Source organism: Nocardioides palaemonis (genome assembly GCF_018275325.1).
In the GTDB taxonomy this organism is placed as follows: Bacteria; Actinomycetota; Actinomycetes; order Propionibacteriales; family Nocardioidaceae; genus Nocardioides; species Nocardioides palaemonis.
On record NZ_JAGVQR010000003.1, the window covers coordinates 396,015 to 410,750 of the forward strand.

Consider the following 14,736-nt stretch of genomic DNA (forward strand, 5'->3'; position numbering starts at 1 on the left):
GTTGCTCCTCATTCGTGAACCCGGGCAGCTTCAATGACCGCCGCCAGCTCTCGGGCGCGGCGAGAGCTCAGGAGCCAGTACGGAGTGGGGTCCTGATCGTCCTCGATCGCGACACGCACCCCGGTGGCGATGTACGGCCGCAGCAGCAGGTAGGCGCGCGCACTCGCGTCTCGACCGGCCAGGGCGCGCATCTGCTCCTTGTCGAGCGGCACCGCCGCCCCGAGGTATCTCCGCTCGATGCGAGCGCGACCGGCGTACAGCCAGGTGTCCGTCACCACGATCTTCTTGGATCCGTACGAGCGCAGCAGGAGCACGAGCAGCAGCTGCGCCATTCCGGTCACGGACCAGGTCAGCCGCTCGGGCACCGCGGCAATCATGGCCAGCCAGAAGCTGCCCACCAGCAGCGTGCCCTGCACCCACCAGCGCACGGGCACACGCAGCGCCTCGACGTAGCGCACGTCGCCGCTCATGAGCCGAAGAGGAGGTAGAGGCCCATGAACGTGTAGCTGACCATCGCGATGAGTAGAGCGAGCTGCCCGGTGACGTGGTGGCGCCGCGGGAGCACAGTCAGGGCGCGGTCGTGCGCGGCGATGACACCCAGGACGTGACCGATGACGATGGCCACCACCTTGATGCTCGCCAGGACCGTTGGATTCAGCGACAGCCAGTAGGTGATCTCCATATCCGCCGTGCCGAAGAGGTTGGCGCCGGTTCCCACAGGATCACTCATGTAGATCAGGGTCTGTTGTCCGTACTCGACGAGGAAGGTCAGGTAGTGCGCGACCATGTAGCCCACGATGATCGGGACGAGTGAGTGGGCGAAGAGGCCGGGCAGCTCGCGTCGTGGCGGACCGTCGGGATCACGGGGCGTCGCCATGCACGCCAGCGTGAACGTGACTCCCACCGTGACGATGATGAGCACCATCAAGCTGGTGCCCAGACGCGTCACGTCGATGTCGTTCGACTGCACGTAACGGATCCAGGTTGTGGAGTTGCTCCAGCTGTCGTAGGCCGTGCTGCCCAGGAGCACCGCCATGACCGCCACCAGGCCGCGCCCCGGTGGGAGGCGGGACAGGTTCCTCAGCGGGCTCGCGAGGACGAGCCGGCCCGTCGCGCTCCTCCCCCATGGCGACAGTCGTCCGACGAGGGTCGAGTAGACCTCGAACGGATCGGCGCGTGCGATCCACGTCGTTCCGAAGATGGCCCAGCCGAGGAGCATGACGGCGAAGTAGACGGCGAACCAGAACCGGACGACTCCGACGTCGGTGCCGCTGGGGGCGATGAGCTCGAGCCACACGAACGCGAAGAGGCCGATGCTGGCCGGCCAGTAGCCCAGGCGTTCGGGGTACTCGTACAGACCCTCGCCGTCAGCACGCCCTGCGAGCTTGTCCAGCAGCTCGAGGAAGGTGCGCGTGGGACTCAGCGCTCGCACCACCGGGCCGAACGCGACGGACAGCGGGACCAGACCGACCCAGAGCCAGGAGTACGTCACGCCGAGAAGGGGGTTGGTGAGGTCGTTCGGACCGAACATGGCGGGCCACAGCATGAAGGCGAAGAACCCCATACCGGTCACGCGAAGGACGGTCTTCCACGCTCTACCGTCGACGACCCGGGCCAGCGGCGGGGGCACGTGGATCTCGCCAGTGGCCGAGTCGAAGCGAGGCTGCTTCCACGCGAGGAGCAGGACGACGAAGGACACCGCCAGCGCTGCAGTCCCTCCGGCAATGGCCAGCGGCGCCGAGATGGGCAGGTCGGCGGCGCCGCCCAGTCCGTGGGCCGAGATGCTGCCTCTCAACGAACCGCCGACCGTGACATCGAAAGTGCGCAGCTCACGGCCAGTTCTCCTCGGGACGGGGTGGCGCCGGGGGCGATCGGGGCCCGGGCGCGGGGTTATTCGGTCGAGATGTACTAAGCAGCATAGTACGTCGTGGTCACACTATCGGCGCGACCACGGGTCAGTAGTTGCTGACCAATGACTGAGTGGTTATGGTCAGCGCATGCTGACCATTGCTTCCCGGGTCGAGGTGATGACCCGTCTGGGCCGGGCCATGTCGGACCCGACCCGTGCGCGCATCCTGATGAGCCTGGTCGAGCAGCCGGGCTACCCGGCGCTTCTGGCCCAGGAGTTGGACCTGACCCGAACGAACGTGTCGAACCACCTGGCCTGCCTGCTGGGGTGTGGCCTGGTGACCGCGGAGCCAGAGGGTCGGCGCACCAGCTACCGGATCGCCGATCCGCACCTCGGTGAGGCGATCTCGCTGCTGCTCGATGTGGTCGTCGCCGTCGACGACGGCTCCGGCTGCTTGGGTCAGGACTGCCCCTTGGGCTGCTGCAAGGCGGAGGACTCGCGATGAGCCGGGAGTGCTGTGGCCCCGACGAGGAGCCGACGCCCCATGCAGGTCAGCGACCCCTGTTGACGCTGAGCACGGCACCGTCCGCGTCGACGACGGTCGCACCCGATGGGCAGGGTGCTGCCGCGGAGCAGCACGCCCCGGATGACGACTGCTGTGCTCCGCGCGTGTCCTCACCCGATGAGCCGTTGACGTACGAGGAGCTCACGCCGTGGTGGCGCGACCGCGCGCTGCTGCTCCCGGCGTTGGCCGGCCTGCTCCTCGCAGCCAGCCTGGTCGCCGGCTGGGTGGACGCCACTCGGTCGCAGGCAGTTCTCGAGGTGGCGTCCCTGGCAGCCGGGGCATGGACCTTCGCCCCGGGCGCCCTGCGCAGGTTGCGCCGGGGTCGACTCGGCGTCGGGTTGCTGATGACCATCGCCGCGGTGGGCGCAGTGGCGCTCGGCCACATCGGTGAAGCCGCCGCCTTGGCGTTCCTGTTCTCGATCGCAGAGGCGCTAGAAGACCGCGCCATGGACCGCGCCCAGCAGGGCCTGCGTGCCCTCCTGGCCCTCATCCCGGACCGCACCCGAGTGGAGCGCGACGGCCGCGAGGAGGTCGCGAAGGCCTCCGACCTGCGCGTCGACGACGTCCTGGTCGTGGGCGCCGGCGAGCGGGTATCGACCGACGGCGTGGTCCAGGACGGGTACTCGAGCCTCGACACCTCAGCCATTACCGGTGAGTCGATCCCCGTCGAGGTCGGGGCAGGCGACGAGGTCGCTGCCGGATCGGTGAACGGCTCGGGCACGCTCCGGATCCGGGCAACCGCCGCAGGGACGGACAACTCTCTGACCCAGATCGTGCGGCTCGTCGAGCAGGCCCATGCCCGCAAGGGCGAGAGAGCCAGGCTCGCCGACCGGATCGCGCGCCCGCTGGTGCCCGGAGTGCTGCTGCTCTCCGCGACCGTGGCGCTGCTCGGGCTCCTCACCGACGACCCGGGCCTGTGGCTCGAGCGCGCTCTGGTCGTTCTGGTCGCGGCATCACCGTGCGCCATGGCCATCGCGGTTCCCGTGACGGTGATCTCGGCCATCGGGTCGGCGAGCAAGCTCGGCGTGGTCATCAAGTCCGGGCAGGCTTTCGAGCAGCTCGGCACCGTCCGTACGGTCGCGCTCGACAAGACCGGAACGCTGACTCGCAACCAGCCCGAGGTCGTCGAGGTCGCAACGACCAGTGGGTTCGACGAGGACACCGTGCTCGGCCACGCCGCCGCACTGGAAGCCACGAGCACCCACCCGCTCGCCGACGCGGTCCGCGCGGCCTCCAGCGTGGCATTGAGCGCCTCTCAGGTGGACGAGCACGCCGGCCACGGGATCACCGGCACCGTCGATGGCCACGCCGTCCGGGTGGGCAGCCCGCGATGGATCGCGCCCGGCCCGCTGCAGCGGCGCGCGGATGAGATGGCCGCCCAGGGCATGAGCCTGGTGATCGTCGAGATCGACAGCAGCATCGCGGGCGCCATCGGCGTGCGTGACGAGCTGCGTCCCGAAGCCGCCGAGGCGGTCTCCATGCTGCACGATCGTGGCATCGGCGTCGTCATGCTCACCGGCGACAACGCCCGCACCGCGGGGTCGTTGGCGCGTGAGGCCGGCATCGACGACATCCGTGCCGAGCAGCTGCCTGCCGACAAGGCGAACGAGATCACCCGGCGAGCCGAGCAGGCCCCGACCGCGATGATCGGCGACGGCATCAACGACGCACCCGCGCTCGCAGCTGCGACCGTCGGGATCGCCATGGGAGTGACCGGATCCGCCGCCGCGATCGAGTCGGCCGACGTCGCCTTCACCGGACACGACCTGCGCCAGATCGCCCGCGCATTCGACCATGCGCGGCGCGGCCGGCGGATCATGACCGGCAACATCGCACTCGCACTCGCCATCGTCGTCGTGCTCGTCCCCCTGTCGCTCGCCGGCACCCTGAGCCTGGCGCAGGTCGTGCTGGTCCATGAGCTCGCCGAGGTCCTCGTCATCGGCAACGGACTCCGCGCCGCGCGGCTCCGCCCCGGCGGTCCGCGCTGACGCACGACCTCGTCCTACTTGCTCGACCTCGAGGCCGCGGTCCAGGGCATCCCATCGGCCGCGGCTTTCGCGTGCAGGGGTTCGTAGATGACTCGATACTGTCCAGCCCGCGCATCGACGAAGGCGTACTCGACGCCCTTGTACTCCCGCATAGTCAGTTCGGCGCGCACCCCGTTGCGTTCCACCGAGGCGAGGCGCCCACCGAGCGCGGAAGTTGGGAGCATCGTCCTCAGCAAACCGTCGACCCTGTCGTCGACCCTCAGCTCGAAGTCGAGCGTGCCATTGCCCCAACGAAGGTGGTTGACGGTGGAGCCGCTCCGTCCTTCTGTCCACTCGAGCAGCTGTTGCGCCGACACCATCGGCACGTCGAGCTCACGTGCCACCCGCTCGAGCTCGACGTCGAAGTCCGTACTGAAGTCGAAGTGCGTGCCAAAGGCACCCACGAACCCCTCTGGTCCGCGCGCCCGGGTCACGAGCGCGCGCACGGCATCGGGGTTGCCAACAAAGACCTCGTCCACGAGGTGCGTCTACTGTTAGTAGACGTCGACGAGTCCTCCCGCGAGGTCGCTGAAGCGGAGAGGCAGGCCGGAGCCAGTCATGAAACCCGGCCTGGCGCTGACCCAAGCACCCGGCCAGTAGTAGTAGTTCATGTCCAGGCGGACACCCCAGTCACGCTCGATGGCGGGCTGCGACGTCATCTGGCTCCACGCGATGCAGTGAAGCCGGCTCCCGGCCTGAGGCGGCAAGTCGGGGTAGGCCAGTCGGAAGCTCCGCAGGCTGCGCGGGAATGCCAGCCGCAACGAGCCCTCCGACCAGTTCTGGCAGTGAGTGGTGACATGAGCGCCGAGGTCGAACCCAGCGTCGCGCAGCTCGATGGAGTCCTCCCGACTGAGCCCGCTCTCGGGATAGAGCCACGACGTCGCTCGCGCGCACTCCCACGCATCGACGTCACAACCGCTCGGGTCGCCGGCCTGCAACCGTGCGAACGACGACGCGGTCCCCGAACCCGTGCCGTGGTCGTCGGCAGCCATCACCAGTACCGCCTCGGCGTCGTCCGGGAAGTACCAAACCGAGGGATGGGCGAGGCGTTGTTGGTCATCGTGCTCAGCAGGCTGGTCAGCAGCCTCATCTGCTCGTCGGCCTGAGGGACGTCGACCTCGTCGAGGTCCACCCAATCATCGACACTTTCTCCCCCGAAGAACAGGTCGTTGGGCCGCACAGGAGGAATGCCATCGCGGTCCTGTCCCGCCCAACGCGGGTTGCCTTGCCGAGTGAGAACCACCGACTGAGCGAGGTCGAAGGTGAAGGCGGCGACGTTGCCTCCAGCAGAGCCGACGGACCTCATCGTCACCGCTACCGAGGATCGATCTTCCTTGGTCAGCCGAGCCACGACCTCCGTGTCGTCATCTTCTCGAATGACGCGTGCCGGCGCATGCACTGCGATGGGCGTCGAGGCCAACCCTCTTCCGGCGGTGCTGCTCCCGTCCGCCCACAGGCTGCCGTTCGTCACCGAGTCTCCCGTCGGGCTGTGACCCGCCAGGTCTGCGAGTTCCCCCTCGGGGCGCATGGTGATCAGCTGACCACCAGACTCCACCCAGCCCCGCAGCTGCGACATGGCCTCGCTGTCGGGGGTTCCGGACAACAGAACGACGGCGTGACCGTCGAGAGCGGCGGCAGACAGGTCACGAAGATCCACCGAGGTGAAGGACGTGAGCCCTTCCGCCCGGAGCATCTCGGCGTAGAACTCGTCATATGGGTTGCGATTGTCCGTCACGAGAAGGACCGGTCCGCCGGGGCCGCTGCTCAATCGCGGCCGCGCCGGCACCTCGAACGACCATGTGTAGGCGCTGGCCATGCTGGATGTCTCGATGCTCGCCTCATAGCGTCCTGGAGACAAACGCCCGGCTGGCTCCAGCGTCGCTGAGGTGAGGTCGGGACTCCACCGCGCTCCCGCCGGCACTGGATTGCCATCCACGTCGCGCAAGGTGAACGAGAGGGAATCGACCGCATCACCCGCGTCACGGTCGAAGACGACGTCCAAGGTGATGCCGGCGGGAATGTCCGCCGCCCCGTCGGCGGGGAACTGAGCAACCACTGTCTGTATCGGCGCCGAGCCCCGTGCTGCGCTCCACACCACTGCGACAGCGACGAGCACCACCAGCGGGCGGCACCACGACAGCGCGACCTTGGTGCGCCCAGATCCTGAGATTGCCCCCACGGCGCGGAGCGTACGAGGCACCCATGGTCCGTTCCCTCCGTGCGGCCACGCCGTACCTAGCAAGGGTGAACCCTTTCCGTCTCGAGCAGGCTGTGAGGGTTGGCCCGAGCTTCGCCGCGACCCCGGTTGCCCGCAGCAGGCCTGCTCCCGCGTCCCCCCTTCCGGCGACGCCTCCGCACCGCCACGAACAAGCTCGCGATAGCCAGCGCCCCTGTGACGCGCGAGGGCCATGCCCCGACGCGCGTCGCCAAGGTCATCCCTGACGCGATCGGGACGTCGACCACCGTGGCGCCCGCGCGGGTATCCGGTAGACGTTCCAGTACCGACCCGTCGTACGACACGACCCCGGTGATCCCGTTCATCGAGGAAACGACGACCGACCGTCCCATCTCGACGGCTCGCACCCGGCTGATTGCCCACTGCTGCTCCTGTTGGGCGGTGCCGAGGAACATGGCGTTGCTCGTCTGCACGACCACGACGTCGGCACCCTGCCGTACCTGGTACCTGAGGACGTCGTCGTAGGCCACGTCGAAGCAGAGCGCGTTGGCGATCCGGAGGCCATCGGCATCCATCGGCGCCGCAGCAGGGCCAGGAGTCATGTCGCGGCCGATCTCCGCCACCCGTGACGACAATCGCTCGGCGAGCGGGCGCAACGGGACGTACTCGCCAAAGGGCACCAGATGCTGCTTGGTGTACCGAGCATCGGATCCGGCGCCGGACCACAGGATGGCCTGATTGAGCACACCGTTCCTGCCGCCGTCGACGATCGACCCGGCCAGGAGGGGGACGCCGGCCGCCCTGGCGGCACCGGCAAGCGCTGACCGCGCCCGCAGATCGCGCGCCGGGTCGACCGCTGTGGCATTCTCGGGCCACACCACCAGGTCGGGGGCTCGCCCGGAGGCTCTCCATCGAAGCGCGGCCGTGCGGGTCTCGGCCATCAGCGTGTCGGTGACCGCGCGGTGGTGGGACACCACATCGGTGCCGCCGCCTGGAACCTCGGCCTGGACCACGGCGATGCGGACCGACCGCTCACCGGCGCCCCCGGCCACCTGCCACCCGCCGGCACGACCTGCGAGATGAGCGGCGACGACAGCCGTAAGCCCTGCCACCGACAACGCGACGATCGTCGTCGGCGACACCGGCCGTGGGCCTTGGTGGCGCAGCGACCGGGCCAGCACCGCGAGCAGGGCGCCTCCGAGGGCGATCAGCACGCTCGTACCGGCGACACCGAGCGCGGCGAGCGATCCCACCCACGGTGTGTCGAGAGCAGTGAGGCCGAGGCGGCCCCACGGGAACCCGCCCCAGGGCCAGGCCGAACGGGCACTCTCGACTGCCGTCCAGGCGCAGGCCGTCCACACCGGCCACGCGCGCAACTCCTCCCTCAGTATCCGCGTGAGGACACCGAGCGCTCCGAACCACATGCTCTGGACCAGCGTCAAGGCGACCCATGCCGCCGGGGCGATCGACTCGGCGAGCCACCAGGACGTGACCCCGACGAACACCACACCGAACACCGCACCGCAGGGCGCACTGCGACGAGGGCCACTGCTCACCGACACGACGAACCCGGCGACCCCGACCGGCGCCAGCCACGAGACGGACCACGGCGCGAAGCACGCGCCCAGCACGAGACCTCCCGCCACTGCGGCGGTGACGGACTGCCGCCCCGTGAGCTCCACCCACACCTCCACGTATCTACTATGCAAGATAGTATGTCGCTGATGGACGCCGCTCAGGAGCAGGAGGCCCTCGGATCGGACGAAGCCGTTCGATCCACTCTCGTCGACCCTGGGCGCGGCGGTCCGTCGCGCCCGTCTGAGCTGTCCGCCTGGGCCCGATGGGTTTGGCGTCGCCTGACATCGATGCGCACCGCGGTCGTGTTGCTGGTCCTGCTCGCCCTGACCGCCGTTCCGGGCTCGCTGTTGCCGCAACGAGGCGTGTCCAGTGACCCATCGGCAGTGGCGAACTACTACCGCGCGCACCCGGATCTCGCGCCGTGGCTCGATCGCCTGTCGCTGTTCAACGTCTACAGCGCGCCGTGGTTCGCCGCGGTCTACGTCCTGCTCCTGGTGTCCATGACCGGGTGCGTCATTCCTCGCTCGGCGCAGCTGTGGCGGGACTACCGCGCCGAACCGCCCGCGGGGCCGCGTCGCCTTTCGCGGGAACAGCAGCACCGTCGCGGCTTCGTCGACGATCCGGACGCGACCCTCGACGCGGCCGTCCGGCATCTTCGCGACCACCGGTTCCGGGTCGTGCGGGTCGACGGAGAGGTGCGTGCCGAGAAGGGTCGTCTGCGCGAGCTCGGGAACCTCGCCTTCCACATCTCCCTGCTGGTCCTCCTCTTCGGCGTCGCCGGAGGCAAGCTGCTCGGCTACGAGGGTCGGGTCGCGCTGGTCGAAGGGACGACGTTCGCCAACGTCTCGTCCTCCTACGACGCGCTCACGCCGGGCCCGTGGACGGACCTCGACGGGCTCGAGCCGCTGGAGCTCACCCTCGACGACTTCACGGCGAAGTTCGAGACCGAGGGCGCACGCTTCGGTGAACCACGTGACTTCGAGGCGGCGGTCTCGTACAGCAGCGAGGCCGCAGGCGACGGGTCGTTCACGATCCGGCCGAACCGGCCCCTCGACATCGACGGAACCAAGTTCTTCCTCACCGGTCACGGCTACGCACCCGAGCTGACGGTGCGAGACGGCAACGGCGACGTCGCCGCGTCAGGACCCGCCATCTTCTTGCCCGTGGACCAGGCGTTCACCTCCGACGGCGTCGTGAAGGTCCCGGACGCACGCCCGACGTCGCTGGCCCTGCAGGGGTTGTTCCTCCCCACCGGCGTGGATGGCCCTGACGGGATGGCGGTCTCGGCGTACCCGGGCGCAGCCAACCCGGTCGTCCAGCTGTCGGCCTACACCGGCGACCTGGGTCTCGACGACGGCACGCCGCAATCCGTGTACTCCCTGGACTTCAGTGACCTCGAGCGGGTGCTCGGCCCGGACGACAAGCCGTGGCGGGTGTCCCTCCTCCCGGGCGAGACCGTGCAACTGCCGAACGGGTTGGGGTCCGTGACCTTCGACGGGCTCTCGCGATTCGCCAACTTCCAGGTGGCCCGCGACCCCGGCAAGGAGATCTCCCTGGTGGCAGCGATCCTGCTGATGCTCGGGCTCACCACGTCGCTGGCCGTGCCCCGGCGTCGAGTGTGGGTCCGCCGCGGTACGGACGGGACCGTCGAGCTCGCCGGCCGCTCCCTGTCCCGTCGACCCGCGCCACCCGACGAGCTCGACGACCTCGCGGCCGCCATCGGGTTGAAGCCACTGCATGCCGAACAGCGACGAATGGAGTCACAGTGATGTACGTCGACTCGGCCCGGTGGTCCGACACACTCGTGACCACCGCGCTGGCCATCTTCTCGCTCGCCCTCGTGGCATATGCGCTGACGGCAGCGCTGACGCGCGCCCGGGCCGGTCGCGCGAGGCTGGATCCGGCCGTCGTTGGCCCCGCCGGCGCGGTCCAGCCGTCCGATGGCCCACTGCTGAACGAGCACCGGGCAGGTGCCGTCAGCCGCAGCGCCACCGCACTGATGGTGCTGGGCACGGTGTCACTGTCCCTTGCTGTCGTGGCCCGGGGGCTGGCGGCCGGACGCGCGCCCTGGGGCAACATGTACGAGTTCGGGCTGACCGGAGCCGCTTCCGTCGCCGTGGCATTTCTCGTCCTCAGCCGCGGGCGGGCGATCAGCAGCCTCGCACCTTGGACGGTCGCGATCGTCCTGGTGTTGCTCGGCGTCTCGGTCACGTCGCTCTACACACCCGTGGACGACCTCGTCCCCGTCCTGAACTCACGATGGCTCGTCGTCCACGTCGCGGCCGCGATCATCGCCGGTGGACTGTTCACGATCGGCGCAGTGGCGACCGTTGCCCATCTGGTGCGGCAGTGGCGCAACAAGGGCGACGCGCCAGCCGACGACCAGCTCTCGGAGCTCGCGCACACCGTGCACCTCGTGGCGTTCCCCATCTGGACGTTCGCCGTCATCGCCGGCGCCGTGTGGGCAGAGAACGCCTGGGGTCGCTACTGGGGCTGGGACCCGAAGGAGACCTGGGCGTTCATCACCTGGGTGTTCTACGCCGCTCACCTGCACGCCCTGTCGACCGTCGGTTGGCGGCGTCGGGCCGGCCTCCTCGCGGTCGCGGGCTTCCTGGCGTTCCTCTTCAACTTCTTCGGGGTCAACATCTGGATCCCGGGCCTCCACTCGTACGCAGGAGTTTGACGACATGAGCAATGGCCTCTCCACCCTCATCGTGGGCTTGGTCGCCACCATCGGCACCCTCGCGGTGCTCTACCTCCTGGCCAGGGCCAAGTGGTGAGCAACGCGATGAGGATTCGACGTTCTGCCGTGCTCCGTGCCGCGGGAATCCTGGCGGCCGCCGGCCTCGGCGTGCTCGTGTCGGCGACCCCGTCGGGTGCGCATACCGACTTCATCGGGGCAGACCCACACGACGGAGCCAACCTCCACGAGCTGCCTCGCGAGGTACGACTGGAGTTCTCCGAGCAGATGGATCCCGGGCTGAGCTCGGTGAGCGTGCGGGGCGGGGCAGGAACCGGCGTGAATGTCGACGTCGCGACCGGGGAGAAGCCCACCGAGCTGGTGGCGACGCTGCCGGCATCGCTGGCCCCGGAGAGTGGGACCACCACCGAGTGGACCATCTCGTTCCGCGTCGTGTCCCGCGACGGACATCCCGTGGCCGGCACCACGACCTTCACCCTGCGAACTCCCGTGTCCGCGACGCAGGACCCTGATCCGTCCGACGAAGAATCCGAATCCTCGTCCACCTCCCCGGACAGCTCGACTTCCGAGCCTGCAGGACAACCCAGCGAGGCAGGTCAGACCGACCGAGCCCAGCGCGACGACAGGAACCTGTGGCTGCCCCTCACCATCGGTGGCGGCGTGCTGATCATGCTCCTGCTGGCCGTGGCCACGACGATGCGACTCGTCGGCCGGGATCGAGAGGCGTGAGTCGTCCGGCGCGCGCCCAGGGCGTCGCCGTGGCTGTGACGGCACCTGCGCTCATGGTCTTCACTGCGCTGGTGGCGATCGGCCTGACCGGCGGCCTCAGTCCCCTGGGCATCGAGGGACTGCCAGATCCGGGGGACCTCACGCGCGTGGGGCTGCCCACGGTGCAGGTGCTGCGCGACCTCGCCGCCATGATCACCGTCGGGGTGCTGGTCATCACCGTGACCTGTGTCGGTCCCGGCACTGGCGTCGAACCGCGGGCCCTCGGCGCGACCCGCGCGCGATTGGTGGCGTACGCCCAGCTGGGTGCGACCGTCTGGTCGCTGAGCAGCCTGGCCCTGGTCGCGTTCGTCTACTCCGATGCGTCCGGCACTCCGGTTGGCGCGCCGGGGTTCATGACCGAGGCGGCGTTCTTCGCGCTCGAGTACGAGCTCGGCCAGTACGGGCTGTGGAGCGCCGCCCTGGCGGCTGCCGTTGCGGTGGGGTGCGTGATCTCTACCCGACTCGGAGGCGCGGGCATCACGACGGTCATGGCGCTGGTGGCGTTGTGGCCCATCGCGCTCACGGGACATGCGGCGGGCACCCTCAACCACGACGAGGCCGTCAACCTCCAACTGTTCCACCTCGTCGGCATCAGCGTCTGGCTCGGCGGACTGGTCGGCGTGATTCTGGTACGACGCCTGGGCGGGGACCTGCTTGTCGCTACGGCCCGTCGGTACTCCACCCTCGCCGGTTGGTGCCTCGTGCTCGTGACCCTGTCGGGGGTCTACGGCGCGTGGCTCCGGCTGCCGTCGGTCGCCTCCGTGATGTCGCCCTACGGAATCGTTCTCGGACTCAAGCTCCTCGCGGTCCTGGCGTTGGCCGTCGCCGGCTGGTGGCACCGGCGGCGCACCTTGGGCGCCTTGGCCGCCGGAGCGCCTCGCGCCTTCGCCAGGTTGATCACCGCCGAGATCGCAGTCCTGCTTGGAGCCGCCGGACTGGGTGTCGCCCTCAGCCGTACCGCACCTCCGGCGGGTCCCGCGACACCGCTCACCAACGCCGAGTCCTTGCTGGGCAGCCCGATGCCGGCACCGCTCGACGCCGGTCGGTGGATCGGGACCTGGTCGCTGGACACGCTCTTCCTGCCCCTCGCGCTCGCCGGCGCGATCGGATACCTGTGGGGCGTCGTACGACTGAGGAAGCGCAACGACACGTGGCCCTGGCTGCGGACCGTGTCGTGGTTGATCGGGTGCGCACTGTTCATCTGGGCCACCAACGGCGCCCCCGGCGTCTACGGACGCGTCCTGTTCAGCATGCACATGGTTCAGCACATGACCATCGCCACCGCGGTCCCGGTGTTCCTGGTCCTGGGGACCCCGATCACTCTCGCCCTTCGTGTCCTTCGTCGCCGCGAGGACGGCTCGCGCGGCCCCCGCGAGTGGCTGCTGGCCGCGAGCCGCTCCCTGCTCGTGCACGTCCTGGGCCATCCTGTGGTCGCGGCCGGCATGTTCGTGGTGAGCATGATCGCCTTCTACTACACCTCCGCCTTCGCGGCTTCCCTCGAGTCGCACACGGGTCACGTCCTCATGACGTTCCACTTCCTGTTGACCGGCTACCTGTTTGCCGAGGCCGTGGTGGGTTCCGACCCGGCCCTGAGCCGGCCTCCGTTCCCCATGCGGGTCCTGCTCGTGATGGTGACGTTCGGGTTTCACGCACTGTTCGCTGTCAGCATGATGGCCAGCACGACGGTGTTCGCGGCCGACTGGTTCAGCGCGCTCGGGCGCACCTGGGGAAGCTCGCTCCTCGACGACCAGTACGTGGGTGCCCAGATCGGGTGGCTCATGGGCGAATACCCGATCCTCATCATGGCCGCGGCGCTCGTGACGAGCTGGGTCAGGGCCGACCAGCGCGAGCGCCGGCGATTCGACCGACGCGAGGCTCGCGACGACGACCGCGAGCTGCAGGCGTACAACGCCTATCTCGGCCGCCTGCGCGACGCCGGCCTGACACATCGGCCGGCGCCTCCTACGATGGAGCCTCGTAGGTCACGTCGTCCCGAGAAGGAGCACCACGAGTGAGGCAGCTGGGTCAGCTAGGGCGTGTCTCCCAAGTCCGGGCTGGTAGGGCTGTTTTGATGCGGTCATGTCTCGCGAACGGGTCCTGACCGACGCTCAGTGGGAGCGGATCGCGCCGTTCATGCCGTCGACGGACGGCGTGAAGTCCCGGCCCTTCCGCGACCACCGCCAGGTCGTCGAGGGCGTGATCTACCGCTTCCGCACCGGCATCGCATGGCGCGATCTCCCGTCATCCTTCGGGCCATGGCAAACGGTGTGGAAGCGCCACCACCGCTTCTCCACCGACGGCACATGGGACAAGATCCACGCCCGCCTCCTCGCCGAGGCAGACGCCGCAGGCGACATCGACTGGATGGTCAGCGTGGACTCCACCATCAACCGCGCCCACCAGCACGCCACCACCCTGCGCCGCGTCGAGGAGCCCGCCGGCCGCCGCGCCAAGCACGACACAGGGGGCTGATTCGAACTACAAGAATCCGCGGGAAGAACCACCCGATCACGCCCTGGGCCGTTCTCGCGGAGGCTTGTCGACGAAGATCCATCAACTCGTCGACGGCCGCGGACGACCACTCGTGGTCAACCTGACGCCCGGCCAAGCCGGCGACTCGCCAATGCTGAAACCGATGCTGGCACAGCTCGCGATCAAGCGCCTCGGACCAGGCCGTCCCCGGACCCGCCCCGATGCACTGCTGGGCGACAAGGCGTACTCCTCCCGCGCGATCCGGACCGAGCTCCGCACCCGCGGGATCAAAGCCGTGATCCCGCAGCCCTCCGATCAGATCCGGCACCGCAAGAACCGCGGATCCGCGGGCGGCAGGCCTCCAGGCTTCGACGCCAAGACCTACAAGGGACGCAACGTCATCGAACGGTCCTTCAACGACCACAAGCAATGGCGCGGGATCGCCACCCGCTACGACAAGCTCGCAACCGTCTACCGAGGAGCGGTCGTCCTACGAGCCATCACCATCTGGCTCGCGACTTAAGAGACACGCCCTAAACGCTGCCGTTATGAACTGGTCCCGCATCGCTTCGTGCGACGCGCACTGGCGTACCTCGGGTG

At 69.0% G+C, this 14,736-nt stretch carries 12 protein-coding genes and 1 pseudogene; 7 read left to right on the forward strand and 6 right to left on the reverse strand.

Going from position 1 to position 14,736, the window contains the following annotated elements; translation table 11 throughout:
- Positions 1-8: 8 nt before the first annotated feature.
- Both KDN32_RS14255 and KDN32_RS14260 read right to left on the reverse strand, forming a co-directional pair.
- Positions 9-470: a DUF3093 domain-containing protein gene (locus KDN32_RS14255; RefSeq protein WP_211732909.1), complete on the reverse strand. Its 462-nt coding sequence runs from the start codon at positions 468-470 to the stop codon at positions 9-11.
- Entirely contained in the window at positions 467-1,795 is a 1,329-nt protein-coding gene (locus KDN32_RS14260; protein ID WP_211732910.1) for a hypothetical protein, read from the reverse strand. Before KDN32_RS14260 ends, KDN32_RS14255 begins: the two co-directional genes overlap by 4 nt.
- Positions 1,796-1,997: 202 nt before the next feature.
- Here KDN32_RS14260 and KDN32_RS14265 point away from each other — a divergent pair, with 202 nt between their 5' ends.
- Positions 1,998-2,354: an ArsR/SmtB family transcription factor gene (locus tag KDN32_RS14265; RefSeq protein ID WP_211732911.1), complete on the forward strand. Its 357-nt coding sequence runs from the start codon at positions 1,998-2,000 to the stop codon at positions 2,352-2,354.
- Positions 2,355-2,518: 164 nt separating this feature from the next.
- Positions 2,519-4,402, forward strand: a complete 1,884-nt coding sequence (locus KDN32_RS14270) for a heavy metal translocating P-type ATPase (protein WP_307854100.1) — start codon at positions 2,519-2,521, stop codon at positions 4,400-4,402.
- Between the two features lie 14 nt (positions 4,403-4,416).
- Here the strand turns inward: KDN32_RS14270 and KDN32_RS14275 are convergent, their stop codons facing one another.
- Genes KDN32_RS14275 through lnt form a run of 4 tightly spaced genes read right to left on the reverse strand, consistent with a single transcriptional unit; the run spans position 4,417 to position 8,311 of the window.
- On the reverse strand, positions 4,417-4,920 hold the full coding sequence (locus tag KDN32_RS14275) for a hypothetical protein (protein ID WP_211732913.1): 504 nt from the start codon (positions 4,918-4,920) through the stop codon (positions 4,417-4,419).
- A gap of 15 nt (positions 4,921-4,935) precedes the next feature.
- On the reverse strand, positions 4,936-5,436 hold the full coding sequence (locus KDN32_RS14280; protein WP_211732914.1) for a hypothetical protein: 501 nt from the start codon (positions 5,434-5,436) through the stop codon (positions 4,936-4,938).
- Entirely contained in the window at positions 5,433-6,620 is a 1,188-nt protein-coding gene (locus KDN32_RS14285) for an Ig-like domain-containing domain (RefSeq protein ID WP_211732915.1), read from the reverse strand. Before KDN32_RS14285 ends, KDN32_RS14280 begins: the two co-directional genes overlap by 4 nt.
- 56 nt (positions 6,621-6,676) lie before the next feature.
- A complete protein-coding gene (lnt, locus tag KDN32_RS14290; protein ID WP_211732916.1) occupies positions 6,677-8,311 on the reverse strand; it encodes an apolipoprotein N-acyltransferase in 1,635 nt (544 codons plus the stop codon).
- A 171-nt stretch (positions 8,312-8,482) separates the two neighbouring features.
- Between lnt and resB the strand changes: the two genes are divergently transcribed.
- The 5 genes and pseudogenes from resB to KDN32_RS14315 all read left to right on the forward strand — a co-directional run bounded on the left by resB (position 8,483) and on the right by KDN32_RS14315 (position 14,659).
- Positions 8,483-9,964 (forward strand): cytochrome c biogenesis protein ResB, encoded by a 1,482-nt coding sequence (resB, locus tag KDN32_RS14295; protein ID WP_211732917.1) that lies wholly within the window; start codon positions 8,483-8,485, stop codon positions 9,962-9,964.
- Positions 9,965-9,999: 35 nt separating this feature from the next.
- Positions 10,000-10,878, forward strand: coding sequence for a cytochrome c biogenesis protein CcsA (gene ccsA, locus KDN32_RS14300; protein ID WP_307854025.1), 879 nt, complete (start codon positions 10,000-10,002; stop codon positions 10,876-10,878).
- Between the two features lie 93 nt (positions 10,879-10,971).
- Positions 10,972-11,625 carry a copper resistance CopC family protein gene (locus KDN32_RS14305; protein ID WP_211732531.1) on the forward strand — a complete coding sequence of 218 codons (654 nt, stop codon included), beginning with the start codon at positions 10,972-10,974 and terminating at the stop codon, positions 11,623-11,625.
- Positions 11,529-13,679: a bifunctional copper resistance protein CopD/cytochrome c oxidase assembly protein gene (locus tag KDN32_RS14310; RefSeq protein ID WP_211732918.1), complete on the forward strand. Its 2,151-nt coding sequence runs from the start codon at positions 11,529-11,531 to the stop codon at positions 13,677-13,679. Before KDN32_RS14305 ends, KDN32_RS14310 begins: the two co-directional genes overlap by 97 nt.
- A 64-nt stretch (positions 13,680-13,743) precedes the next feature.
- Positions 13,744-14,659, forward strand: a pseudogene (locus KDN32_RS14315) (IS5 family transposase).
- The last annotated feature ends 77 nt before the right edge of the window (positions 14,660-14,736 follow it).